Genomic DNA, 26914 nt, shown 5'->3' on the forward strand with positions numbered 1-26914 from the left:
TTTTATTGTTTATCGGGAAGGATAATCGTGAACACACTTCCCTTTCCCTCTTCACTCTCTAATTGGATAGATCCTCCGTGTGCTTTTACAATCTGTCGTACCGACGATAGGCCTATACCGTCTCCTTTCTCGGATGATTGCCGTGGTGATCTGTAGAAATCACGAAAGACTTCGGATTGCTCCTTTTTGGGAATTCCCGGTCCGTTGTCGGCCACGCCGATCAGTATGTTCTCTTTTTCCCTTTTTGCGGTTATGGTAATAGCAGGCGAATCCCCCGAATATTTTATCGCATTTTCCAGCAGGTTACGCAGGCAACTGTCAAAATAAAATGCATCTACGTGAATGTTGCGCGCTTCGGATGCAATATGGTAGGTCATAGCGATGTTTTTATTCGCATGGATTACCTCTAAATCGGCTGAAATTTCACGGCAGTGCCGTGCTAAGTCGTACGGTTCCCTCTGTAGTGCTGTGTTTTTTTTCTTGTTCAGTTTTACTTCCGAGAGCATCCGTTCAATATTGTTCGACAACTGTTTTACCCTCAATTTCCCCTCCGTTAAAAAATCATTTTCTCCATCCATTTCCAAGACCCCCAGCATGGAGTAGATATAAGACAATGGTGATTTCAGGTCGTGTATAATCCCCCTTGTCCGTTTTTCCTGAAATTGTAGCCTACGCATCTGTTGTTGCAGTTGGTATACAAGGATAAACAGGATGATTGCCACCGCCATAACAGCTACACTTGAGAGGATCACAAGGTTCTTCATACGCTGTATGGCTGTTGTCGGCCTAAAGATAAAGTGGGAGACAAAACGATAATTGCCACTTGTCCCTAAGGGTATGCTTATGTACACCCCTTTTGTGGTGTCATTCAATTGCTGTATGGCGTTTATGCCGAAGTAGAGAGAATCTATGCTTGTTCCCTTCTCCTGCATTTGAAACGTATAGGCTGAAAGTTCGGAGGTATAAGGGAAATTGATCTTGAAGATGGAGTCGATCGCTGGTAAGTCCAATTTATTTTTATAAAAAAGTCTTTCAATTATTGCTCCTTCCAAAAAATTGGAAAGGGACAACTCTTTATCATGATTTATCTTTTCAAGATTTCCATATATTTTTTTGTTTGAATGTGTTGAGTCTGGATGAACTCTTTCCAATGTGATTTTAGGAGAATGAGAGTCGGCACCAAATAGTGTAAATGATTGTTTTGTAGCCTGATATTTCACAATATTGTTAATCGATGTACTTACTTCCGCTTCAAATCGGCTTTTATCGCGTTCTGCAACCTGTCTAATCCATATTGTCTGTGAAACAATCAGTAGAATCAATACCATCAAGGCTGATATGGCGAAACGTTTTTTCATCTGCGTAATTATGAAACTGTCATATTGCAAATATAACTGTTTTATTTAAAAAACTAAAGTTTCCGGTGTTAATAGCAAATTAAAAATAGGCTGTATATACAAGCTAATTTTTAGTTAGGTGAATTTGTTGAGTTTGATTAGAAAATATGAGGTGTTCGTTAGGGATTGGCTGAAATATAGCTCCGATCTTTGTCGCATAATAATTATTTATTAATCTGATAAAATAGAAACAAATGAAAAAGAAACATTACACACTCAACTGGTTTCAACAAATACCAACAGAAGAATTAACTCTGATTAAAGAAGGTGAAAAGGAGGATGAGTATATAACGGTTATTATTGAAGGGGTTGAATACAGGATAAGAATTGGTAAGAACGGAGAGCATATTTTGATTCCGGAAAGTGTGATTTAATTCTATTCAAGCATGTAAAAATCTCATTGTTGGTCTTTGATGTGTAAAAATAATCAATAGTGCTGAGTGTATCGCAATTTATGAAAAGTAATATCTTCTCAACATTTCTGGATTTATTGGGTGTGAAATATACGCATACATTTTCCAATAAGTATTTCAATGAACACCCACATAAGTATAATCTGTTTGGGTTATCCTCCATGTTGTCTGATTATGGTATTGAAAACGTAGGTGTGAAGATATCGGATAAGAATGAGATTCGTTCATTGGAGCCTCCTTTTATTGTCCATACCGGGAATGACTTTGCTATCGTCGAAAAATTAACAGGAGATCAAATTCAATATATTGCAGACAATAGAAAACTAAAGATTCCTTTGGATGAATTTTTTACAATGTGGACGGGATATACTCTCGTTGCAGAGGCCAACACTATTTCAAAAGAGCCGGATTACAAAATACATTTTAGGAAAGAGTTATTCAGTAAACTAAGAAAAGTAACTATTTTCTCGTTGCTTGTCTGTTTATTGTCCCTGTCCTTCATTTCTAATGGAAGTTACCTCCATTGGGGAATTGTGTTGCTATTGATGATTAACGCAATTGGGTTGTATCTCAGCTATTTGTTAGTCCTAAAACAATTGCATGTGCAAAATAGGTATGCCGATAAATTGTGTTCATTATTCAAGTATAATGATTGTAACAGTATTTTGGAATCGAATGAGGCAAAATTTTTTGGAGTGATAGGTTGGAGTGAGGTGGGTTTCGGGTATTTCATTTCGAATATGCTGATTCTTTGTTTTTTGCCATCGTTTCTTCCACTCATGTTGCTTGTCAATGTCTTTTGCTTACCCTACACCTTTTGGAGTGTGTGGTATCAGAAATTCAAGGCAAAACAGTGGTGTCCTTTGTGTTTGGGAGTTATGTTGACTCTTTGGGGAATATTCATCACCGGTGCAGGTTTTGGATATATCGATTTTTCGTCGATCAGCATCTACAGCCTATTAGTCGTTGGAGGTATCTATGTCATTTCGATTTTAACGATTAATATGGCTGTTCCTATGATAGCACGCAGTTCAACTGTGGAGAGTATCCAATATGAAATAAACAGTATAAAATCGGATGAAGATGTATTTAAGACTCTACTAATGAGACAATCCCGTTATGAAGTGTCAAAAAGCACCTCTCAAATTTTATTCGGGAACCCCGATGCAAACTTGCTGATTACGGTTTTCTCGAACCCCCATTGTAATCCTTGTTCCAAAATGCATCAACGCATCAATGAATTATTGAAAAGGAACGCAAACGTTTGTGTGCAATATATTTTTTCCTCGTTTAACGAGGAGTTGAAAATATCGAACAAATATCTTTTAGGAGCTTTTCTTCAAAAAAACGGGGAAGCCAAGAATATTTATGATCAATGGTTCGAAAGTGGAAAACTCAATAAAGAGGAATTCTTTAAAAGCTATCCTGTAAATACGAATGCTCAAGAAGTGATGACTGAATTTGACATGCATGAAAGATGGAAAGAGCAATCGGGATTGAGGGCAACACCTACCATTTTGGTAAATGGGTACAAATTGCCGGATAATTTTAAAGTTGAAGATATTCGTTACTTTAAGAATATAGAAATTTAAGAAAACTGACCTTGTTATGGGGCAGCACCAGGTAAGGTAAGTGTAGTGAAATATTGCTGCAAGTAGAAACTTAAAAAAATAATGATCTATGAAGAAGTTAGGTAAGATCAAACTGCAGAATGCAGTAGTATTGGAAGACACTGAAATGAAAACCATTCATGGTGGGAGTGGTGGTTCTGGTAATTGTTCTCTACATTGTATAGACGGCACTGTACATTCAGTAACAAGTTGCAGTTCCTCTAATGCATGTGAAGGCCATGGAGGTAAACAGAATTGCAACGGAGCAGGTGGATCAAGTTGTTTAAATTAAGATTTGCTCAATCTCGTATAGAAGAGGTATGTGAAAATCTGAGGATTTCTATTATCTTTAATCTTTCTTTGAATTTTCACGTACCTCTTTCTTTAGTTAAGATATAATAGTTTATTATGAAAAATTTGATCCTCTTTACATTCGTTCTTTTTACTACCCTTTCTTACGGACAACAACAAGTTGTGTTTGCCGTGGACAGTAATCTGGTGGATAAGATTTCATTTCGAGCAAAGAATAAATTTTTACCGAATGATTTTTACACCGAAAAAGAATTAACAATAGACCGGTCCGGGGATGGAAAGTATTATTCCCTCACTATTTTTGAGGCGGTAGTTATTCTTGTTGGGATACCGCAAAGTGAGTTCCAAGAAGTTTATTTGAGTGTGGAGGATACCATTTGTGTCTCCAAATCGAGTCCTGATGATTATCTGCAATTCAATGGGAAGAATAAAATAACGGATAGCCAGTATAATTATTATAGTGAAGAAAGGCGATGGCAAAAAGAAAACCAGGCTCCATTTTATAAATCCGGAACAGATTTATCGGAACACAAAGAAGCAGTGAACAAATGGATTGAAAAGAAAAGGATATACTTCCATAATTTCTTCAATGAAAAAACAGCGACAGAAGATTTTAAATCATTTTTTGATGCAAAAAATGACTGTGAGTATACTTTTTGTCTGCTGTTACCCTTATATCAAGGAGTAAACAGTTTCCCGAATCATTATATGGATGGAAACATAAGGGGTGATTATAACTCCCGTCTGCTCATGGCTGCATCTCCCCTTTATATAAAATGGTTCAGGGATATCCAAAAATATGATCTGGCTGAAATGAAAAAGCATATTGACCAACATTTTACCGGTGACACAAAGGAATACCTGCTGAGCTTGATGCTGGGAATTTATGCCGATGGAGACCAAGTGGACAGTGGAGAGTTTTTGAAGTATGCCGATTCTTTTGCAAGAAAATTTGTGCGGAGTGACTATGTGGATTATATAGAAGAAGCCAAGAATTATTTCAAGAAAAGTCTTGTACAGATTCCTGACTCTGTTTTAATCAATAGCCACATTGAAACGGTGGACTTCGATAGTCTGACATTCCATTCCTTGCTGGACCAGTATAAAGGTAAACCGTTCATTCTAGATTTTTGGGCGAGCTGGTGCGGTCCCTGTATCAATGATATCAGAAAGTCTGCGGAAATAAAAGAGTTCCTGTCCCAAAATGATATAGCCTATATCTATATCTCAATAGACCAGAGTAGAGATAAATGGGCCACAACTTCGATAGAGTTAGGGATAACCGATCTACAGTTTAGGATAAAAGATCTTTCCAATTCCCCTCTTATTGATTATCTCAAAGTCGGCTTAATTCCACGATATATCTTTTTCAATAAGGAGGCCTCTATTATTAATTTACATGGCAAATCTCCCTTGGAGGAGCATTTGGAATATTATAAGGAGATATTTGGAAAATAGTATTATCTCGTAGACCGTAATAATAAGTCTACTTTATTAGTTCTACTTTGACAGATTCGGGTCCTATGGCTGCATCCAAGCTTGTAGTACCAGAAAACTGGTATGGAGGTATCAAAAAGTGTACAGAAGGGCTGGAAAATTATCATCTAAATATTCCTTTCATAATCGAAAAGAAGGAATATCAACCCAACATGCCTCCGTTTGAAGGGAACAGCGATCAGGCCTATTTCGGAATGTTTGGAAACCTGGGAGCCCGTTACAGGATGAAAAACGTGGACTGGATGCTCGACTGGACAAATATCTTTAATACCCGTCAATTCGTGACCTATTCCTATAACGATATCAGTAGCTATTCTTCGGTATACCGTCTACGTCCGGCAGAAGCGCTGTTAAAAGTAAGGTTTAAGATTTTTTGAAATGAATGCGATATGACAAAATTAGAATTTGGAGAAATCGAACGAACAACCCATCATTTGATATTGAATACTTATTTTATGCCGGATATTGGACTTTTCCATGGGCAGATGGGTATTGCCTTGACGTTTTCGGAATACTCCAGGTATACAGGCAACGAAATATATCTTGAGGTATCAACTTGCCTGCTGGACAATATCATGGAGAAAATAGATAAAAATCTGACCTTCTCATTTGGCTCCGGGCTTTCCGGTATCGGTTGGGGGATAGAGTACCTGATACAGCATGGTTTTGTTGAAGGTGAAAGTGTGGAGGTCTGCGAGGAAATTGACCGGAAGATCATGGAGGTAGACCCCAGAAGGATTATAGATACTACGCTGGATACGGGTATGGAAGGCCTGCTTCATTATGTCATATATCATCTGCAGGGAGCTTCCAATCAGAATACGGAACTACCCTTTGACGACAAATACCTATCCGACCTCTTTGATATCGGCATGAATTTAAAAGACCGGATACGGAATACCCCGATAGCCTCCCTATTGGATATCTATTTGAAGTTTTATAGCACTCGCACAATTCATGATTACAACAGTTCCCTTACTAATTTTATTTCTCCCGATGTTGCCAAGTTGTCGGATAATATAGTTTCTTCCCCGTTAGGCATAAAGGATGGATTGGCCGGAAAATTACTAAAAACCATATCATGAAAACGAGAAATATCTATATTTTCGATGAATACACTAGTTCCCAGAAGAACGGAATCGGCACCTATCTCAGGGAATTACTGTACTGTCTGGAATCTCCGGCATACAACGTCTGCCTGATCATTTTCAATGCGGACACGGAGGAGTTCAATATGGTAGAAGACGGTGCAATCAGGAAATTCCTCTTTCCGGGGATGAAAGGCCATTTTTTGCGTCAGGTGCATGTGATGGACAAATTCTTGAGATTGCATATCAAGGATGATCCCGACAATGTCTTCCTGGTGAATCATTCCCCGTGCGAGGAGCTGCTACAATCACTAAAAGTTTATTTTCCCCTGTCCAAAACTATTTTTACGATACATGACTTCGGTTGGACGAGCCGCTTTATGGGAGATCTGGAAGAGTTCAAGGTGCTGCTCGGGGAGATCTCTTCTAGAGAAGAAGAAACGGAGGCAGGCATGTTGGATCCTGTTGTCTCCTATTATAAGGAAGAAAAAGGTATGTATGCCCTTGCGGACAGGACCGTATGTTTGTGCGAGGATTCCCGACATATTCTACGGTCTGTCTATAAGTTGGAATGGGAGAAAATTTCATTTATTCCGAACGGATTGCATCCCATCGGGAAGATACAGAAAGCAGAGAAGTGTATTGAAGAACAGAGGATTTTATTAAATATCAGGAGTGATGAAAAAATCCTGGTCGCAGTTGGACGCCCAACCAGACAGAAGGGGATATTCGACCTAATAGAGGCGATGAAACTTGTAGTGAAGATAAATAAGAATGTTAGGTTTGTGATTATCGGTGATTCCAATGAGCAGTCATTTCGAGAACTCATACAAGCTGCTTCCCCATTAGCAACTTCAATCACTTTTACCGGATTATTGGACAGGGACAGTACCTACAATTGGCTATCCATTGCAGATATGGGAGTAATTTGTTCCTATTATGAGCAATGTAGTTTTGTAGGAATTGAAATGATGATGTATGGCTTGCCGATCATAGCTTCCGACGGATTGGGAATAAGAAACATGTTCCGGGATAACGGGAATGCAAGAATTGCAAGGATCGGGAACCGGAAGTATCCGGAAGAATACAGAAACAATCTGGCGAATGCCATCCTGGAATTACTAAGTTCACCCGGTCTTTGCCAGAGATTAGGTGTAAATGCCAGAAAGACTTATGAGGAAAAATATCATATACGGCATATGAAACAGAAATACAATGAACTGATACGGTCTTTATAATGAAAACTTCATTCCCGACATATACCCAACTGGACGCCATGGATTGCGGCCCCACCTGCCTGCGCATGATCGCAAGGCATTATGGGAAGCATTATAGTCTTCAGACCCTACGGGAATATTCCTTTATCACCCGTGAAGGTGTATCGATGCTGGGGATAAGCGATGCGGCCGAGCATATCGGGTTCCGCACATCAGGGGTGTTGATCCCATTCGAACAACTCGCGGAAGAAGCCCCTTTGCCCTGCATCGTACACTGGAAACAGAACCATTTTGTGGTGGTACACGACATAAGGAAAGACAGGAAGGCCGGCCACCGTATCCATGTGGCGGATCCTGCATTGGGACTGGCTGAATACGACGAGGCTGATTTCAAGAAGTGCTGGCTGAGTACGAAAAGGGAAGAGGAGGACAGGGGGGCGGTACTGCTCCTGCAACCCGGCCCGGAATTCTTCGACGGTGAAGACGAGAAGGAGAACAGGAACCGCAGCCTCCGCTATTTCCTGCGTTACCTTGTACCTTACAGGAGCCAGCTCGGGCAACTTGTGCTCGGAATGGTGGTGATAAGCATCCTGCAACTGATCTTCCCTTTCCTTACCCAGTCGCTGGTGGATATCGGTATTCGTGACGGGAACCTCGGCTTTATCACACTAATACTGGTGGCACAATTGGTCATCTTCGTAGCCCGCTTGTCAGTAGAATTTATCCGTAGCTGGATACTATTGCACATGAATACCAGGATCAATATCGCCCTGATCTCCGATTTCCTTGCCAAACTGATGAAACTCCCTTTACGTTATTTCGATACGAAGATGACGGGCGACATCATGCAGCGCATCGGTGACCATGGGCGTATAGAGTCGTTCCTAACCGGTAATTCCATCAGTACACTCTTCTCCTTTGTTAATTTTTTCATATTCGCATTCGTACTTGGTTATTACAATTTAGCTATTCTTGGGATTTTCCTTCTCGGTAATGTACTCTATGTGGTATGGATCCTGTCTTTTATGAAATACCGCCGTGAACTCGACCATAAGCGGTTTGCCCAGTCCGCCGGAGAACAGAGCAACATCATCCAGCTTATTACCGGCATGCAGGAGATCAAACTCAACAACTGCGAGAAACAGAAACGGTGGCAATGGGAACGTATCCAGGTGAAACTGTTCAGGATAAGCATCAAGGGAATGGCGTTGGAGCAGTTGCAGCAAGTAGGGTCGGTATTCTTCAGCCAGACCACCAACATCATTGTCTCGTTTATTGCCGCCAAAGCTGTGGTGGATGGGCAGATGACTTTGGGGATGATGATGGCACTAACCTATATCATCGGGCAGCTCTCCTCACCGGTGGAGCAATTTATCGGGTTTGCACACACATTTCAGGATGCACAGATTAGCTTGGAGCGGTTAAAAGAGGTGCATGGCAAGGAAGACGAGGAAGAGGCAATAGCCAATAAACTGACGGTGTTACCCGACCGTCGTGATATTACTATTGAAAACCTTTCTTTCAGTTATGACGGGGCTGACCGAGACTATGTGCTGGAAAATATAAATCTGACCATACCGCAGGAGAAGGTGACCGCCTTGGTGGGTGCCAGTGGTAGTGGCAAGACCACCTTGATAAAACTGCTGCTGGGCTTTTATGAGCCGAACAGGGGAGTGATCAAAGTGGGGGAGATACCCCTGAATGTGATCAATCCCCACCTGTGGCGCAGCAAATCGGGTTCGGTAATGCAGGACGGTTTTATCTTCTCGGAAACCATTGCTCAGAACATTGCCGTGGGAGATGAGCATATAGATATAGAAAAATTGCGTCACGCCGTGACGGTAGCCAATATCCGAGACTTTATCGATTCTCTTCCGATGGGATATAATACCAAAATAGGTATGGAGGGCAATGGGATCAGCCAGGGACAGCGACAACGAATCCTGATCGCACGTGCCGTGTACAAGAATCCGGAATTTATCTTTCTTGATGAGGCGACCAATGCGCTGGATGCCAATAACGAGAAGGAGATCATGAAGCACTTGCATGAATTTTATAAAGGGAGAACAGTTATTGTGGTCGCACACCGGTTAAGTACAGTCCGGGATGCTGACAAGATCATAGTTCTAGATCAGGGTAGGATCGTGGAGGAGGGTACGCATGAAGAACTTACACTCCTGAAGGGAAAGTACTATGAACTGGTGAAAAATCAACTGGAATTAGGTAAATAGGGCAAGGATGGATAAGGAAGAAAAGAAATATAAACCGATTGAATTTTGCGATTTAGTGAGCGCAGAGTCCAAACAAAGTTTAGTCTCTGCCGAGCGTGAGCAAAATCTAAGAGGGAAACCGATTGAACTCAGGAGCGAGGAGGTACAAGAGGTGATGAGTCAAATACCTCCTTGGATTCTACGTCGTGGAATCACCCTGCTCTTCGTTATTATCCTGCTATTGTTGATAGGCAGTTGGTTCTTTAAATATCCAGATACGATTCAGGCGGAAATCACGGTGACCTCCCAGGAGCCGCCGGTAAGCGTAATAGCCCGTTCCACGGGAAAAATCGATCAAATATATGCGGAGAATGGTCAGGAAGTAGTACATGGAGAACCATTGGCCGTAATTCAGAACCCGGCCAACACGGCTGATATGCTTTCACTCTTAAAGAGTATGGAGAATTGGAAAATCTCCGGTTATCATCCGGAGGAAACACCACTGCTATTTCCTTCCCGGCCGGCGAGCCTGGGGAGCATACAGACAGCCTATGCTTCATTCTTGAACAGTTTGAACGATTACAGGAATTACCGGGAGTTGAATTATTATCCGCAAAAAATTGCATCACAAAAGGAACAACTAGCAGCACGACAGGAATACCATGACCGGATCATGGAGCAGATCCCGGTGGTGCGCGAGCAGTATCAGACCACCCGAAGTATTTTTAACCGGGATTCGGTACTCTTTGCTAAAAGTGTCATTTCCGGAAACGAATATGAGGTGTCGAAGAATAGTTTCCTGCAAAGTAAGCAGTCTTACCTCTCCTTTACCGCCTCCTTGAAACAGTCGGAATTACAACTGATGCAGGGGGAGGAGAGTTTGCTCGACCTGCAGCAACAGTCCACGGAACTGGAAAGTAAGTATCGGCTGTCACTGCACAATGCAACGGAGGCGCTCAACGCCCAGATAAGAGCATGGGAACACGACTACCTGATGGTTAGCCCTATCGATGGTATTGTGAACCGGATGGGGATTTGGAGCAACAACCAAAATGTGAGCGTGGGAGAAACGGTCTTTACGGTTATCCCGACGGGACAGGAAAGTCCCAAGGGCAAAGCGATGTTGCCCGTACAGGGAGCCGGGAAAGTAAGGGAGGGACAACGGGTAAATGTGCGTATTAATAATTTCCCCGATCAGGAGTTCGGGTATTTGATCGGGAAAGTTTCCTCTATTTCCAATGTACCAACGGCCGAAGGACTTTACGTGGTGGAAGTGGATTTTCCGGGAGGTATGGAAACCAACTATGGCAAGAAACTCCCCGTATCCCGGGAAATGACAGGTACTGCCGATATCATAACAGAAGACCTCAGATTGATAGAACGCTTTTTTATGCCGGTAAAAAAACTGTTGAGAGACCAAAGACGTAACAATCCTGTTGATTATGAATAAGTTTTCTTTTTTACAACCCTTTGCAGACGCATTGCTTAATAGGAGATTATCTGATGAACTCGGATTATGGAACGGGAAGATGGGAATAGCCATAACCCTCTTTCATCTTTCTCGAATAACGCAAAAAAAAGAGTATGAAAGACAAGCGAACGATTTAGTCGATGAGGTGTACAATAAGATTTCCAATCAGATATCTTATGACTTTGCAGAGGGATTATTGGGTATTGGATGCGGATTGGAATATCTCCTACATAAACGATTTGTAGAAGGAAACAGCGATGATATCCTTCTGGAAATTGATCTGCTTACAAGGAATATAATAGATATGAGATTAATGGATTCCCTTGACTTTGGAAAAGGTGTTGGTGGAATTGGATACTATATCTATTGCCGTTTAAGGAATAAGTCTGAAGAAGAAGAAGGCCTGGCAACTCTAAAATTAAAAGAATACCTTATCTATTTGATTGATTGGTTGGAGGAACTTCTCTCAAGTACTGGTTGTGAAATAGACTATATGAATACCTATTTTCTGTTGTGCCGATTATGGAAACTGGAAGTTTTTAATTATAAGGTGGAGAAACTGACTTCCTTTTGTTTGGAAAAAATGATAAAGGGCAACTGTGATCTACATGATCATTATGTATTATTGGGTATTCCCTCTTTAATCATATTGAAACCATGGATATAACCGCAGAATTGACTATCGTTATACCGGTTCGCATAGACTCTATGGAACGGAAAGATAATTTAGATACTGTTTTGTCTTATTTATTGACAAATACCCATGCTGCTATTATTGTCCTGGAAGCCGACAGTAAACAGCAATATATGTATACTGAATGCGATGAAAGAGTTAAGTGTCTTTTTATAGAGGATATTGATCCGATTTTTCATAGGACACGATATCTGAATGATTTGCTTAGAATGTCGGAAACAGATATTGTAGGTGTATGGGATACGGATGTTATCTTGGATACAAGACAAATAAGAGATGCGGTAAATATCGTCAATAATGGAGTCACCCTCTGTTACCCGTATGATGGAACTTTTATATTTTTGGATTCAGAGCAAAGAGATAAGGTAAGAAAAGATATTACCTCTTTTTTAGAAGATAATACCCGGCAGGATATAGAAGCGCTCAAAATGGGTCGTCCATCAGTGGGAGGTGTGTTTATTGTAAATAAATTGCGTTACCTGGAAGCCGGAGGAGAGAATGAGAATTTTTATGGCTGGGGACCTGAAGATGTGGAACGTCTTAAACGGATGGAGATCCTTCAAGAGTTTGTTCAGCGGGTGCAGGGGCCTGTTTTTCATTTACATCATCCGAGAGGTGTTAACTCGACCTTCGGACATGATGAAAGGGATGTGCATAATGTGAGAGAATTAATCAAAGTATGTAGCATGAACAAGTCCGAATTACTGGGATATGTGTCTTCATGGGCGTGGACAAAGAAAGAATAAAAGAAATGAAAATAGGAATTATCTACATCGCTATTGGAGAGTATGAAAAATTCTGGGATATTTTTTACCCTTCCTGTCAAGCCTTTTTTTGTGTGGATGCAGAAAAAGGATATGAAATATTTACCGACTCGGAACGGTTGTCAGGGTTAAACTATCCGAATGTTACAGTTTATAAAGTAGCGGATGAGGGTTTTGTAGCCAATGTTTCGAGTAAATCGAGATTTATGTTGTCCATCAAGAATCGGTTGGTTCTATATGATTATATTTTCTTCTTAAATGGCAATTTCCGTTTCTTGTCACCTATTTATAGTAAAGAGGTTGTGTCATCATCAAGTGATTTTGCATTCACAGCATTATCCTTCGATGAATATTTGTGTAAAGATCCGGATATGTATCCTTACGACCGCAACCCGGAATGTCATGCCTGTATAGCCGAAGGAGAAGGAGAAAGATACTATCAGGGAGGCTTTTTTGGCGGATGTCATCGAGAGATCATGGAGTTTAACCGGTGGGCGGTCGAGAGAATTGAGGAGGACTTGAAAAAGGGAGTAGTAGCTAAATTTCATGACGAATCCTATCTGAACAAATATCTTATCAACAAGAAACCACATATACTTAATGACGAATATGCCTATTATCCTCAATCAACCTATTCGGGGAAATATAAAGCCGAATTAATCGATAAAACCACCTTTTTCGGGGAAGAAAAGATATATGAAATTAGAAATAAATATTTTGACTATTCCTTTTTATTCACCGCAGATACCGGATTGAAAAAATTAGCTATTATTTCCATGTGGGGAGGATTAGGGAACCAGATGTTTATCTATTCTTTTTACCTCTATCTCAGGAACAAGTTCAATGATGAAGGTGAGTTTTTGATTGATACATCATTCTACGATTATAATACATGCCATAACGGACTTGAATTGGCACATCATTTTACAAATATTAATAAAGACATTTTCCTGACGGAAGAATTAAAAAATAGGATCAGAACCGTTCCGGTTTTCAAGGTAAGAGAACAAAATAACTCAGTCTTTCAGGAATTGGAAGAACATCAGAATCCGGTTAGAATCTATGAGGGATATTGGCAGTGCTTTCAGTATGCAGAGAGTAATGCGGCAGAGTTGAGACTGCTGTTCCAATTTGATGAGAAACGCTTGAGTGCGTGCTCGTCCTCCTATCTAAAGCGGATTAGAGATACAAATTCGGTCGGGATCCATATTCGCCGAGGAGATTATCTGAGTACGATAAACAGCCTTATCTTCGCTAACTTGTCAATAACAAACTACTATTCTCAGGCGATGGAGAAATTGAAAGAATTGGGCATGAAATCCCCCGTTTTTTATATTTTCTCGGATGATCCCGGGTGGGTGAGATACAATTTTCATTTTGAGAACGGGATTGTCGTAGATTCTGAAGAAGAGAATTCCGGCTGGCAGGATATGTACCTTATGTCGCAGTGTAAACACAATATCATTTCAAACAGTACTTTTGCATGGTGGGGAGCCTGGCTGAATCCTGATCCCGATAAAATTGTGATTGCACCGGAAACATGGTTCAATGGGGTGGATGTGCCGGATTTATTTCCTGATATCTGGATAAAAATAAAACCGGATATTGATTGTAGTTTTCATCAGAAGATAGCGACCAGACTTTTGTTAAAAGGCGATATGAATAATTATCCGGGACTCCGCGGAGGTAAAATGGGGGCATCTATCTATTTTTTCCATATTTCCCGTATCTTACAAGACGATCGCTATAGCTCCATAGCAGAAGATCTGTTTGAAAGTGTCTCTGATGCTATTTCGATTAATCATCCTTTCGATTTCGATAAGAACGGGTTGTTAGGTATTGCTTACGGTGTTCAGTATCTTATTGAAGAGAAATTTGTGGAAGGTGATCCCAATGAGGTTTTAAGTGATATCGATGACCATATATTGGGTTATATCAATAAGGTAGAAGAGTTCCCATTGCCGATAATTTTCAACATAATGACTTATTTGACAAGCAGGATAAGATATAATATCTCAATTCAAAACCACGAAATAATGGAGTTGTTTTTAAAGGCATGCAAACAAATAATATATAAATTGGAGTCACTTCCGAAGGAAGAAACAGGTAATCATACGGGAATTCTGAAGTCTTTATTGAATTTGCGAGATATGGAGGTTCTTAAAGAAGATATAGAGTATTTTATATTGAAGCATTTAGATAGTAAGACCTTTAGAATCGGTTTGATAAATAATCTTTTATCTGTGGACCTCCCAAGTAATATATCTTAAACTAAAAATGAAAAAAGAAACTTCAATTTTTACAATTATCCTGTTACTGGCTGCAGGAATGGAAGGATGTAAACAATCCGATAACCGGAAGGACGCATTGATTACAGTGGATGTTACAGCCAACTATCCGAGGAAAGAACTAATCCTTCAAGACTTTTTTGATGTAGAGTACATTCCTTTGGAGACAACCGAAGAATTTGTTACCCAAGGTAAGGTGATGTCGATAGGTCGCGAATATATATTGGTGAGAAACCAGATCGACGATGGGGATCTTTTTATTTTCGACAGAAAGACCGGTAAAGGAATACGGAAGATAAATAGAAGAGGGCAGGGCGCTGAAGAGTATGTTCATCTCGATGGTATTGTCCTGGATGAAGACAACAATGAAATTTTTGTCAATTGTAATACCTCTCAAAAGATATTCGTGTATGATTTGTTCGGTATTTTTAAAAGAGATCTTGCGCATGGCGAGGGTAATGAACAATTGGATATCTTCAGTTACGACAGACAAAACCTGATTCGTTACGATCAAGGGAAGAATAAAGGCATTCAACCTTATCATGCGATCATATCAAAACAGGATGGGAGTATTACCCGGGATATTCCAATTGCTTATGATAAAATAAAGCTACCTATATTACGAGTTGAAGGAGGTGCTATTTTTTCAGACATTTCCTCAATAATTCCATATCAAAATAACTGGTTACTCGTTGAAGTGTCATCCGATACCATCTATAACTATCTATCCAAAGAGAATAAGTTGATCCCATTTCTTGTGAAAACTCCGTCCACCACAAATCCTGAAGTATTCCTTACCATGGGAATTCTTACAGACCGTTTTTATTTCATGCAAACTATAGAAATGAAATTGGATCCTGAAGAAGGATGGTTTACTACGACTGATTTAATGTACGACAAGCAAGAGAATGCGCTATTCAGAGTTACCGTGCTCAACGGAGATTATTTGAAGAAACAGAAAGTAGATATGATTTCGAATCCGCTAAATAGGGAAATTGCTGCTTTCCAAGTCTTAGAAGCCAGTCAACTTGTTGAGCTTTATGAGAATGGTGAGTCAAAGGGCAAATTACAAGAAATTGCTGCCGGAATGGATGAAGACTCAAATTCGGTAATCATGTTGATAAAGTATAGAAAGATTTGAGATGGATCAAGAGTTTCTCATGCCGGAATGGAAAATGTTCAAAAATCAACAATAAAACCTACCCTTGCTAAGTTTTACTTTTAGTTAGGTGATTTTGTTTAGTTTGATTAGGTGAAATGAGGTGCCGATGAGGAGCTTTTAGAAAAATGGTGATTATATTTGGCGCACACAAAAGCCTTCCCTCGCCAGGAAAGCAAAACAACAAATAGTCTCAAAAAATGAAGTTTCACTAAAAACGAAGAAAGGCAGGCAAAGATAATAATAAATTAGGGTAATTTTCATTCTCAACGTGATTGAAAAACAGGAAATGCCTCCATATCCGCGAAGAAGAGTAACGGTGTGGAAAATATAGCAGTGGTTCAAACTGTAAAAAAAGGGAACGTAACTAATGTATAACTTTTCCATTCAAGATGGAATAAAAACACTCAATAAAATGAAGAATATTAATGTTATATTGAAAGGTGCAACAAAGTTGAACAAACAAGAAATGAAGAACGTGAAAGGCGGGGCATCATATTGCGATACTTTGCAAACAATAGCAAGAGATGATTACGCTATTAACGAATGGACTTCTGCTCAATGGGATGCATGGGATCATGCATGGTCTTCACATTGTATCAATTAGTTATAAAGTCCTAGCGAGAGGATATCCTCTCGCTAGGACTTTATAGATAGATCAATAAAAATGAAAGGAAAACTATTATTTATCTTCTGTAATTGTGTAATGATTTGTTTTGCCCAAAAGCAACAACCTCTTGAGCCTGCCATATTGGAAGTCCAATACAGTTTCTCTATGCAACTCGACACTTTAACCCGTAACCAACAGAGGGAGGATTTGACCATTCTGCGTATCGGCAAAAGGATAAGCCAGTTTTTTAATTATAATCGTTTTTATGGAGATTCGCTGGCAACCGATCCTGAAGGGAAAAAGCTATGGGGCCAATTAATGGTGCAGGCGATCCGTCAGCGCAACTATGATAGCATGCCTGGAAGCAAAACAAAGGGCGATTACCTCTATAAAAATTATCCGGATGGAAAAGTCACCACAACCGACCAGTTGTTGGTTGATTTTTTTCGATACGAAGAGGATTATGTACCGCAAGCGTGGCAAATGACCGATTCCGTGAAACAGATATTGGATTACTCTTGCCAGAAAGCGGAGTGTTATTTTAGGGGTAGACACTGGACCGTATGGTTTACTCCCGATATTCCCATAAGTGAAGGACCGTGGAAATTCAACGGCCTTCCAGGCCTGATTCTGGAAGCCTATGATGCGCACAAGGACTATCACTATATGGCAGTCGGCATGAGGCAAACATATTTGACCCCGGTTACTTTTTATAATTTTGATGAAAAGAAGTTTATCGAAACGGATCGGATTACATTCTTAAGATCTGCCCGAAAATTAAGAGAAAGTAACGATCCTAACCGGGATATGGAAGCCGCTACAGGTATTGATCTAAGTGATGGAAAACCGTCAATACCGCGAGAGAGGAAAACCAATTATGAATTTATTGAACGGGATTACAGATAGACGTTTATGAGGTTTGAGGGATATGGCGAACTTATAGTTAGATGATTTCGTTAAGAATGATTAGATGATATTAGGCGCCGGTTAGGTTTTTTCTGAAAAAAAGCGGTTATATTTGGCGCAATAAAAAGCCTTCCCTCGCCCGGAAAGCAAAACAACACATAGTCTCAAAAAATGAAGTCTCACTAATGTATAACTTTTCCATTCAAGATGGAACAAAAAACACTCAATAAAATGAAGAATATCAATGTTATATTGAAAGGTGCAACAAAGTTAAATAAACAAGAAATGAAGAACATAAAAGGAGGAAGGTCCTATTGTGATAGTTTGCAAGAGTGGGCAAATACATATTATGAAACGGCAACTTCTGCCCAATGGGATGAATGGGCAGGTTACTGGGAAGGGCATTGTTCACATTGAAAGTAACATACAGATAACTTGAACAAATCATATTGCCGGGGGATAAACTCCTCCGGTAATATTTAAAATCACTCGAAATGAAACAGATCAGCATTTTATGCTTTTTATTCTTATTTGGTTTGGGTGCTTTTTCGCAAAATGAAAAACTCGACGAATCCGTTTTGGAATGCCACTACAAGCTCGTTATGCAGAAAGATACCGTCCGTAAATCAGATCTGGTGGAAGACGATATGGTACTCCGTGTTGGAAGAACCACAAGCCAGTTTTTTAGCAGGTACACTTTTTATCACGACTCCCTATGGGCCGATCCGGAAGGCATTAAAATCGCCCAGGATCTTTCCCTGGAGGCCCTCATGTCACCTGATCCATCGCGGGTATTCGGTGCCAGAACGACCAAGGATTACCTGTATAAGAACTATCCCGAAGGAAAAATGACAATCTATGCAAAAGATTTCATCCATGTCAACTTTTTTTACGAAGAAAATTATATCCCCCAGGAATGGATTGTCCGGGATTCCACGAAGCAGATTCTCGGATACGATTGTAAAAAAGCGGAGTGTGAATTCCGGGGTCGACATTGGATTACCTGGTTTGCCGTTGATATTCCAATAAAAAACGGGCCTTGGAAATTGAACGGGCTTCCCGGATTGATATTGGAAGCCTACGATTCAAAAATGGATTATCATTATACCGCCACGCGTATTGATGAAAAACCTGTTTCCCCTGTTATTTTATATAAGTTTGAGGATAATCAGGAAATGAAAACCGAAAGAAAAATATATAATTACACACTGCAAAAATTCATGACGGGAGCTCCCGCCGAAGAACTGGAGTTAATCCAGGAAGCCCTAAAAAAAGGGATACCATTAAAGTATGTCCAAAGGAGTCCCCGCAGATTATTATACGATTTTTTAGAACGCGATCACTTGACACCCTAAAGTTATGAAAAGAGCTTTGATTTTATTTTTTTTACCACTTATTTTAGCGCAAGTGGTTTTTTCTCAGGAAAAGATAGTGGATTATGCCCATCTGAAATGTCAATACCAACACACCTATTTAAAAGACACGTTGGATGTGGGCACTTACAACGATTTGTTCATATTGCAAATCGGGAAGAATATCTCGAAATGGTATAGCTATTACACATTTCAAATGGATTCTCTTCGCAGAACTCCCGATGGGAAACAAGTATGGCAAGAGATGTTCAATAAATCATTGGAGGTGTTGAAGAATAGCGGAGACAGAACTAAATGGATGAACAGTTTTCCACATAACGGTTCAAGAACATTTGTTTACAAAAACAATCCGTCAGGGAAAATGACCGTTACTGACGGAATCGGAAACGATCACCTCATTTATCAGGACACGCTTAACGCCCAGCATTGGCAAATAGCCGACAGTATGAAAACTATTCTGGGCTACGAGTGCCAAAAAGCCGAGTGTGATTTTCGGGGTCGGCATTGGACGGCATGGTTTTCGCCCGATATTCCCGTAAGCGACGGCCCCTGGAAATTAGGCGGCTTGCCCGGCCTTATTCTGGAAGCCTATGATGTGGGTAAGCAGTACCATTTCTGGATGGTGGGTTTGGAAGCCGTAACCCGGGAACCCATTGTTTTTTCGGAATTTTCATTGTCAAAAGGCAAATTCAGGGAAATAGACCGACGTGAATTGTTGAAATTGGAAATGAACCAGTTAACCAACATGGGAGCTATCATGGAGGCGGAAACGGGTGTCCCGTCCGGTAATAACAAACCGGTATACCGGGACTTAATCGAACGGGATTACAAATAACCGATTATGCGAATTGTATTATTTACCCTCTTTTTTTGTTTCGCTATCATTATAACGGCGCAAACGACCCAATTATCGGGCACCGTAACCGATAAGGTTTCCCGCGAACCGATGCCCGGCGTATTGGTAACCCTCCGCCCCGCGGGTGAAAACAAAATAGTGAAATTCGCGCAAACATCGCCCGGCGGAACGTTCGAGATACACCTTCCCGCTTTTCCTGAAAACCACGTGTTGCATTTCTCGATGATGGGATATGCCGTGCAGACCATTCCGCTTGCAGCCGGCCAAACGGTTTACGACATGCAGCTTTCGGAACAGGCCACCGAACTGAAAGAAGTCATCGTGAAAGCACCAGGCATCCACCAGCGCGGCGATACCATCACCTACGTCGTTTCCAGCTTTGCCGACGCGCAGGACAAGTCCCTCGCCGATGTGCTGAAAAAGATGCCCGGTATGGAAGTGGAGAAGAGCGGCGCCATCAAATACAACGGCATATCCATCAATAAATTCTATATCGAGGGTAAAGACATGCTGGGCGGACGATACGGTATTGCCACCAGCAATATCCACCAACAGGATGTGGGCAGCGTGGAGGTGATGGAAAACCACCAACCTATAAAAGCGTTGGAGGATATCTCGTTTTCGCAAAATCCCGGAATAAACATCCGTCTCAAAGAAGATGCCAAAGCCCGCTGGGTGGGAACCGTGAAAGCGGGAGCGGGATTTGAGCCTTTTCTATGGAACGCCGAACTTACTGTAATGCGCTTTAAAAAATCATCTCAAACGTTGAACACCTACAAAACCAACAATACAGGAAACGACTTGATGCGCGAAACAATGTCGTTTTCCATCGACGATATTATTTCGCAATTCGGGAAAAATTACAGGCTGCAAGAGTACCTTTCGGTCTCGCCCACCGCCTTACGTGAAATCGATGGCCACCGAAGCCGGTTTAACAACACACACCTGTTCACAACCAACAACCTGTGGTCGCTGGGAAAGAACTTCGACCTCACATCGCAAGTGACATACACGAATCACCGGCAAACGTGGGAAAGCACCACCATGACATCCTTTTTTCTGCCTGATTCCACCATCGTCACCGAACTGGCGGAACACGCCACTGGTAAAGAAAACCGCCTGTCGGGCGACATCACGCTTACGGCAAATACACCGGACTATTATTTCAAGAACAAGCTGTTTGCCGATTTGCGCTGGAACGACATCGATATGCGCATCACGGGAACCTTTCCCAACACACAGACAGCCTCTGTCCCGCACCGGCAGGTTTCCAACGACTTTGAGATTCTCAAACGTTCGGGAAGAAAAGCCTACACACTGAATTCGTTTAACCTGTATCAGGCAAAACCGCAACATCTTACGGTTATCCGGGAAAACGGCAATCAACATCAAACCGTCCAATCTTCCGCGTTTTACACGAACACCCACACGGCGCTCTCGTTTTATCTGAATCCCTTCACCGTTTCGATGAAGTTGGGGGTCATTGGCGTTGTCCGTTCTCTGGAAACTGGACTCACGGGCGTTGCCGATACGCTTGGCAAGCTCAACAACGATGTGGCAATGCGTTACATGAACCTGTACGTTTCGCCCGAAATGGAATACAGGAAAAGCGGTTTTGAAGCCAAATTCGATATGCCCGTTTCGTTTGTCTCGTATCGTTATACGGACAGGATGACCAACAAAAAACACAACAATGAAAAACTATTCCTTTCGCCACGGTTATATATGCGTTACCATTTCACGTCGCGTTTATCGGCATCGCTATCGGGCAGATATGCCCAAAGCCCGTTGCAGGAGCAATCCTTTTATGAAGGACTTATTTTGAACAACTACCGTAACCTGTCGCGTGGATTTATCGATTACAAGTCGGGAAACAGTAAGACCGTAAGTTTAAACGTAAACTACCGGAATCCACTGAAAGTTCTTTTTGCGAATGCTGCCATAACACGGTCGTGGAACTATGCGCCGCGCGTTTCCAACCGTTATTTTCTGGACGAATATCTGTTAAACACCTATATCTCCCGGGATAACCGTTCCGATATGTGGATGGCGTATGCCAATATCAGCAAAGGCGTGGACGCCCTAAACGGTATTTTTTCCGTGCGTTCATCCTATTCCGCTTTTAACGGTTCAATGTTCCAGAACGAAAAAGAAACACCCTATTCGTCCGACAGTTGGGAAATTGCGCCCAAGCTCACGAGCCGCATCGCCAAATGGTGCAATGTGGCATACGAAGTCACGTTTTCGCAAAATTGGCTGAAAATGAGGGATACGGGTATGCGAACTTCATATAAAAACCTGTCTCAACAGTTTTCGTGTAACATCACACCAAGCAGGAAGTGGTATCTGCAACTCACGGGTGAGCATTATTACAATGAAATAACAACAGATGTTTCCAAGCATCTGTTCCTGGCTGACGCCGAATTCACTTATAGCTTTAAGAGTGGGTGGGAGTTTAACTTGTCTATAAAGAATATTTTCAATCAAAACGTGTATGCCTACACTGTGTATGATGGGCTTACCGCAATGAGCCGGGAGTATACTATCCGTCCACGGAATGTGATGGCGGGTGTCTTTTTTAGATTCTGAGGTGGATTCCATTCCCCCTCAATCTTTCTGTACCGGACGCGAAAAGTGGACACGAAAAAAATTTTAAGTAAACACCTTAGGGCTATCTTCCCTGAATGAGAAGCAAAAAATGGCAGACACAAAAAAACAAAAGGGAGTGCTAAATAAGACCCCCTTACAATAAATTTAGAATTGAATTTTTTAAAAGAAGAGGGAAAACCCTATGGTACCACCGAAAGTATTAATTACCGCCCCATCGTAATCCCCTCTAAGATATTGGAATCCAAGATTTAATCCGATATTCTGATTAATAAGGTACATAATTCCTGCTCCTGCACCCAATGCTAAACCTCCTACAGATTCACTGTCAACACTTAGGCCACCATACCCAATGCCAACTTCTAAAAAGCAAGAGTAACTTTAAATTAGATAACAACAAAATATTAATTTACCGGATTATTTATTTTAACTAAAATAATCAGTTTGAGAACGAAATTATTTAGTTACTTTGTCCGGACAAATCATAGACAGATTAAAATATGGGAAACAAAGCAATCGTTACCGGGTGTGTATCAATCTTCTTTCTATTATCAATAGGAGATGTTATTGCACAACAACAGGAAGAACTGGATAAGGCTTTCCTGCGCATCATTTATATTTTCGACCAGCAGGCCGATAAAGAAAAAGAACAGATTGTGGTAACCGATACCATGGCGCTCGACATTGGCCAACACTGGTCGGTGTACTATGACTGGAACAAGGAGCGGAGGGATTCCATTGCCCAAATAGAAGATAAAAAGACGTTATCAATGATTAAATCGGTCAACGTATTGAAGGATAATAATGAAATCTTGGAACGTTTTGAAAATAGGAATATAAAACCCACTTTTATCAATGATAGAAAGGGTGAGAGCGCCCGAATATTCAAAAACAGGATTCAAAATGAGATCGTGACCATAGATATAGGACCGGGGTATGGAGAGAAAAGAAGTTATTTGCGGTTGAAAGAGGAGATACCCCCAATGGATTGGCAAATATCGGAAGATACCCTTTCGGTGATGGGATATGTGTGTTATAAAGCCACCACTTCTTTTCGGGGAAGAGATTATTCCGTTTGGTTTTCTCCTGAAGTACCGGTCAATGACGGTCCCTGGAAGTTATACGGATTGCCGGGAGCTATCTTGAGTGCGAAAACTGAAGATGGGTTGTTTCGCTTTCACGCAATAGGCCTTGAACAACTAAGGGATCAGCCTATCGGGTTCCCGACCGACAGGATTTTTGAAGAGGCCAAAAATCTAAAGCAACTGAACGAGTATAGGAGATCGAAATTGAAAGATTTGTCTATCAGTTATATGGAAGGTAGTAATATGACCGTATTTAAGAAGAAAAATCCTGTTAGCTACCATGATCTGGAATTGAACGACTGATGATAATGAGATATTGCAGCTTTATCGTCTTTTTGCTTGGTTCTTGTCTCTCTTTGTCTGCCCAGCAAGAGGTCAAAGGCCGTGTGCTCGATGTACAAAGCCGCAAACCGGTTGTGTCGGCCTCAGTCACGATACATCCTGTCGGTTCACCCTCTATCCTTGCCTATACCATGACAGCCGAAGACGGGACGTTTACCCTGAAACGGGATAACCTGCCCGACTCGGTTACCCTGACGGTCTCTGCCATGACCATAGAACGACAATCCAAGACCATCAGAATCGATGCGGGGTTTGTAGAATTGATGGTTGAGGAAAAGGTGATGGAGTTGAAGGAGGTGATAGTGAAAGCGCCCAAAATACGGCAGTTGGGCGATACTATCCATTACGACGTGGCCAGTTTCCTGAATGGGACCGACCGGAGTATCGGCGACGTGCTGGACAGGTTGCCCGGTGTGCAGGTGCTCTCTTCGGGACAGATACTCTACCAGAACAAGGAAATCAGCAAATTCTATATCGAGGGACTCGACCTGCTCCGGGGAAAGTATGGATTGGCCACCCAAAACGTGGATGCCTCCAAAGTGGCATCGGTACAGATACTCGAAAATCACCAGCCTGTCAAGGCGCTCAAGGGAATAGAAATTCCCGAAAATGCCGCCATCAACCTGAAATTGAAACAGTCGGCCATGGGCGCTTTCTTTGCCACGGCGCAGCTTGGGACAGGACTTCCTCCCGTCCTGCTCAGCAACGAAGCCGTGGGTATGCGCTTTACCCGCTCTCAACAGAACATGCTGGTGTATAAGGGAGACAATACAGGAAGGGATATCAGCAAGGAACTTACTTCCTATTACGACCACTACGGAAACAGTCCGGCCAACCTGCTATCGGTGGTGGCACCCGTTCCTCCCTCCATTAAAGAGCAGCATTGGCTGTTTAACGATGCCCAACTGATATCATTGAACGATTTGAGAACGCTCAAAAAAGAGCTGACACTCACTACCAACATCAATTACCTGCACGATAAACAGAAGAGCAGCAGTTTCTCAAGGCATGATCTCTTCCTGACTCCATCCGACACGCTGCGAATAGCAGAGGAGATGGATGCCCGCCTGCTGAAGCGGGAACTGGAGGGGTCAGTCACTCTCGAAGGCAATACCGGGGATTATTTCCTGAATAACAAACTCAATATCCGTTCCTCATGGAATACACAAGACGGAGGTATCGGAGGAAGTGAGCCGGTATCACAGTCGCTGCGATTGCCCTCATTCCATATCGAAAACGATTTTGACTACCTGCGCCATAATGACAGCCGGAGACGCCGGATAAAGGCAAATATGGCGTATACCTCCCAACACCAGTCACTGACGGTCTCACCTGTCCTGTTCGATGCGTTAAAAAATCCAGACTCATTGATCCTGCAGGATCTCTCTTTCGACCGTTTCAGTGCTTCTGCTTCATTTTCGGGAAACAGGGATATGCAACGGTTCAGCCTGGGACATACTACCGGCGCTTCTTTCCTCCATTATTCTATGGAATCAAATTTACTTTCGGGTGCCGACCACGTACCGATCACAGCGGATAGCCTGCGGAATAATATCGGGCGTACGGAAATAAAACTCAATATCTCGCCGTCACTGGGTTACAGGGCTCCTTCAGGCCTGCATCTGAACCTGTATATCCCCCTGAATTGGCTGTTCCTGGTCAGGAATGACAAGGCAAGGCTTTCAAAACAACACGGCGGGCATTTGCTTTTTGCGCCAAACCTGGGATTGCAGTATCCCGTCACGTCAAGAATGAGTTTCTATTCCAACTTCTCCTTTTCCAGCAATATAGGGACAGTGAATGAAGATTACAGGGGGTATGTCCTGAATAACTACCGCAGCATGAACCGCAGTGACGGACAACTGTCTAAAAGTAGCCGGACATCCGCCGATGTCAGTTTCCATTATAAGAATCCGTTCACGACCCTGTTTGCATCATTGCGCCTGTACTACAACAATAGATGGCGTGATATGCTTTACGATGTGGAGTATGACGGTGTCCTGAGCAGCAGTATTGGTGTTTACCATCCTCACACCTCACATAATTGGGGAGGCGGTTACTCTATGGGGAAAAGTATTGATGCGATCAATTCTGAAGTAAGGCTCAGTGGTAGTTATGACCAAAACCGGTCTATTGCTTTGTATCAGGGGATTGTCTCCGCTTACCATTCGGACGGTTATTCCCTCTCAACCGGTATCACCACTGATATCGGTCGCTTCATGATAGTGAAATACGGGGCTTCCTACCGTCACGCCCGCACGAAGATCAGGGATACCCGGATGGAGCCGGCAAATTATTTCACGCAGGATATCGCCGCGTCACTGATCCCGGCAAAGGGACTGTCGGTGACCTTGTCGTTTAATCATTACTACAATAATATGATTGAATCGTCCGCCCGTTCATCCTGGTTCGGGAATCTGGGGGTGCGTTACAGGATGAAGAATGTGGACTGGATGCTCGACTGGACAAATATCTTCAGTACCCGACAATTCGTGACCTATTCCTATAACGATATCAGCAGCTATTACTCGGTATACCGGTTGCGTCCCGCGGAAGTGCTGCTCAGGGTGAGGTTCAAGATACTGTGAAATAAAATACAAAACAAGGTTGTACTTTAGGGAAACTTTTATATCTTTGTAATTGTGACTCAAAGGACAAAAATATCTGAATATATGACTCTGGAAGAGTTTAAGGAAAAGCATTACGACAAGCGTGGAACTAAAGAACGTGGAGAACTAGAGGGCGGTTATGAAAATTTTAAGATTGGATCCCTACTCCAAGAAGCAAGGCTTGAAAAAGGTTTGACGCAAGAGGAGCTTGCAAAAAAGGCAGGAACCACAAAGTCTTACATTTCTAAGATTGAGAACAATATTAAAGAGGCCCGTATCTCGACACTTCAAAAAATAGTAGAGTTTGGACTTGACGGACATTTAGACTTGTCGATAAGATTATAATAAAATGATTGGCAGTCGATAAACAGGGACAATAACCCACAGTTGGTAATTGGTAATTAGT

At 41.8% G+C, this 26914-nt stretch carries 22 protein-coding genes; 21 read left to right on the forward strand and 1 reads right to left on the reverse strand.

The genetic code is table 11. From position 1 onward, the window contains the following. Nucleotides 1–2: 2 nt before the first annotated feature. Complete coding sequence (locus ABV001_RS09615; protein ID WP_352422600.1) at nt 3–1358, reverse strand: sensor histidine kinase; 1356 nt, start codon at nt 1356–1358, stop codon at nt 3–5. Between the two features lie 233 nt (nt 1359–1591). Between ABV001_RS09615 and ABV001_RS09620 the strand changes: the two genes are divergently transcribed. The 21 genes from ABV001_RS09620 (at nt 1592) to ABV001_RS09720 (ending at nt 26853) form a co-directional block, all read left to right on the forward strand. Continuing rightward, nucleotides 1592–1771 carry a hypothetical protein gene (locus ABV001_RS09620; RefSeq protein ID WP_352422601.1) on the forward strand — a complete coding sequence of 60 codons (180 nt, stop codon included), beginning with the start codon at nt 1592–1594 and terminating at the stop codon, nt 1769–1771. Nucleotides 1772–1851: 80 nt separating this feature from the next. After that, a complete protein-coding gene (locus tag ABV001_RS09625) occupies nt 1852–3402 on the forward strand; it encodes a vitamin K epoxide reductase family protein (protein ID WP_352422602.1) in 1551 nt (516 codons plus the stop codon). A gap of 426 nt (nt 3403–3828) precedes the next feature. Then, nucleotides 3829–5190, forward strand: a complete 1362-nt coding sequence (locus tag ABV001_RS09630; protein ID WP_352422603.1) for a TlpA family protein disulfide reductase — start codon at nt 3829–3831, stop codon at nt 5188–5190. Nucleotides 5191–5255: 65 nt separating this feature from the next. Beyond that, nucleotides 5256–5606 carry a hypothetical protein gene (locus tag ABV001_RS09635; RefSeq protein ID WP_352422604.1) on the forward strand — a complete coding sequence of 117 codons (351 nt, stop codon included), beginning with the start codon at nt 5256–5258 and terminating at the stop codon, nt 5604–5606. A 12-nt stretch (nt 5607–5618) separates the two neighbouring features. After that, the gene (locus ABV001_RS09640) at nt 5619–6314 is read left to right on the forward strand and encodes a lanthionine synthetase LanC family protein (protein ID WP_352422605.1); all 696 of its coding nucleotides are present in this window, start codon (nt 5619–5621) and stop codon (nt 6312–6314) included. Further along, nucleotides 6311–7555, forward strand: coding sequence for a glycosyltransferase (locus ABV001_RS09645; protein WP_352422606.1), 1245 nt, complete (start codon nt 6311–6313; stop codon nt 7553–7555). The genes ABV001_RS09640 and ABV001_RS09645 overlap by 4 nt, the downstream gene beginning before the upstream one ends. After that, nucleotides 7555–9765 carry a peptidase domain-containing ABC transporter gene (locus ABV001_RS09650; RefSeq protein WP_352422607.1) on the forward strand — a complete coding sequence of 737 codons (2211 nt, stop codon included), beginning with the start codon at nt 7555–7557 and terminating at the stop codon, nt 9763–9765. The genes ABV001_RS09645 and ABV001_RS09650 overlap by 1 nt, the downstream gene beginning before the upstream one ends. A 7-nt stretch (nt 9766–9772) precedes the next feature. Beyond that, complete coding sequence (locus ABV001_RS09655; RefSeq protein WP_352422608.1) at nt 9773–11194, forward strand: HlyD family secretion protein; 1422 nt, start codon at nt 9773–9775, stop codon at nt 11192–11194. After that, on the forward strand, nt 11187–11882 hold the full coding sequence (locus ABV001_RS09660) for a lanthionine synthetase LanC family protein (RefSeq protein ID WP_352422609.1): 696 nt from the start codon (nt 11187–11189) through the stop codon (nt 11880–11882). The genes ABV001_RS09655 and ABV001_RS09660 overlap by 8 nt, the downstream gene beginning before the upstream one ends. Beyond that, entirely contained in the window at nt 11873–12655 is a 783-nt protein-coding gene (locus tag ABV001_RS09665; RefSeq protein WP_352422610.1) for a galactosyltransferase-related protein, read from the forward strand. Before ABV001_RS09660 ends, ABV001_RS09665 begins: the two co-directional genes overlap by 10 nt. A 5-nt stretch (nt 12656–12660) precedes the next feature. Next, nucleotides 12661–14943, forward strand: coding sequence for an alpha-1,2-fucosyltransferase (locus ABV001_RS09670; RefSeq protein ID WP_352422611.1), 2283 nt, complete (start codon nt 12661–12663; stop codon nt 14941–14943). 7 nt (nt 14944–14950) lie between these two features. Continuing rightward, complete coding sequence (locus tag ABV001_RS09675) at nt 14951–16102, forward strand: 6-bladed beta-propeller (RefSeq protein WP_352422612.1); 1152 nt, start codon at nt 14951–14953, stop codon at nt 16100–16102. A gap of 433 nt (nt 16103–16535) precedes the next feature. Then, a complete protein-coding gene (locus ABV001_RS09680; RefSeq protein ID WP_352422613.1) occupies nt 16536–16727 on the forward strand; it encodes a hypothetical protein in 192 nt (63 codons plus the stop codon). A 60-nt stretch (nt 16728–16787) separates the two neighbouring features. Beyond that, the gene (locus ABV001_RS09685; RefSeq protein ID WP_352422614.1) at nt 16788–17636 is read left to right on the forward strand and encodes a GLPGLI family protein; all 849 of its coding nucleotides are present in this window, start codon (nt 16788–16790) and stop codon (nt 17634–17636) included. Between the two features lie 207 nt (nt 17637–17843). Beyond that, nucleotides 17844–18053: a TIGR04149 family rSAM-modified RiPP gene (locus tag ABV001_RS09690; protein WP_352422615.1), complete on the forward strand. Its 210-nt coding sequence runs from the start codon at nt 17844–17846 to the stop codon at nt 18051–18053. A 77-nt stretch (nt 18054–18130) separates the two neighbouring features. Beyond that, on the forward strand, nt 18131–18991 hold the full coding sequence (locus ABV001_RS09695) for a GLPGLI family protein (RefSeq protein WP_352422616.1): 861 nt from the start codon (nt 18131–18133) through the stop codon (nt 18989–18991). A gap of 4 nt (nt 18992–18995) precedes the next feature. Continuing rightward, entirely contained in the window at nt 18996–19844 is an 849-nt protein-coding gene (locus ABV001_RS09700) for a GLPGLI family protein (protein WP_352422617.1), read from the forward strand. 6 nt (nt 19845–19850) lie between these two features. Continuing rightward, complete coding sequence (locus tag ABV001_RS09705) at nt 19851–22454, forward strand: carboxypeptidase-like regulatory domain-containing protein (RefSeq protein WP_352422618.1); 2604 nt, start codon at nt 19851–19853, stop codon at nt 22452–22454. A 518-nt stretch (nt 22455–22972) separates the two neighbouring features. Next, the gene (locus ABV001_RS09710; RefSeq protein WP_352422619.1) at nt 22973–23860 is read left to right on the forward strand and encodes a GLPGLI family protein; all 888 of its coding nucleotides are present in this window, start codon (nt 22973–22975) and stop codon (nt 23858–23860) included. Between the two features lie 5 nt (nt 23861–23865). Beyond that, complete coding sequence (locus ABV001_RS09715) at nt 23866–26487, forward strand: peptidase associated/transthyretin-like domain-containing protein (protein WP_352422620.1); 2622 nt, start codon at nt 23866–23868, stop codon at nt 26485–26487. A gap of 84 nt (nt 26488–26571) precedes the next feature. Then, nucleotides 26572–26853, forward strand: coding sequence for a helix-turn-helix domain-containing protein (locus tag ABV001_RS09720; RefSeq protein WP_352422621.1), 282 nt, complete (start codon nt 26572–26574; stop codon nt 26851–26853). The last annotated feature ends 61 nt before the right edge of the window (nt 26854–26914 follow it).

The organism is Proteiniphilum sp. (assembly GCF_040307845.1).
Lineage (GTDB): Bacteria > Bacteroidota > Bacteroidia > Bacteroidales > Dysgonomonadaceae > Proteiniphilum.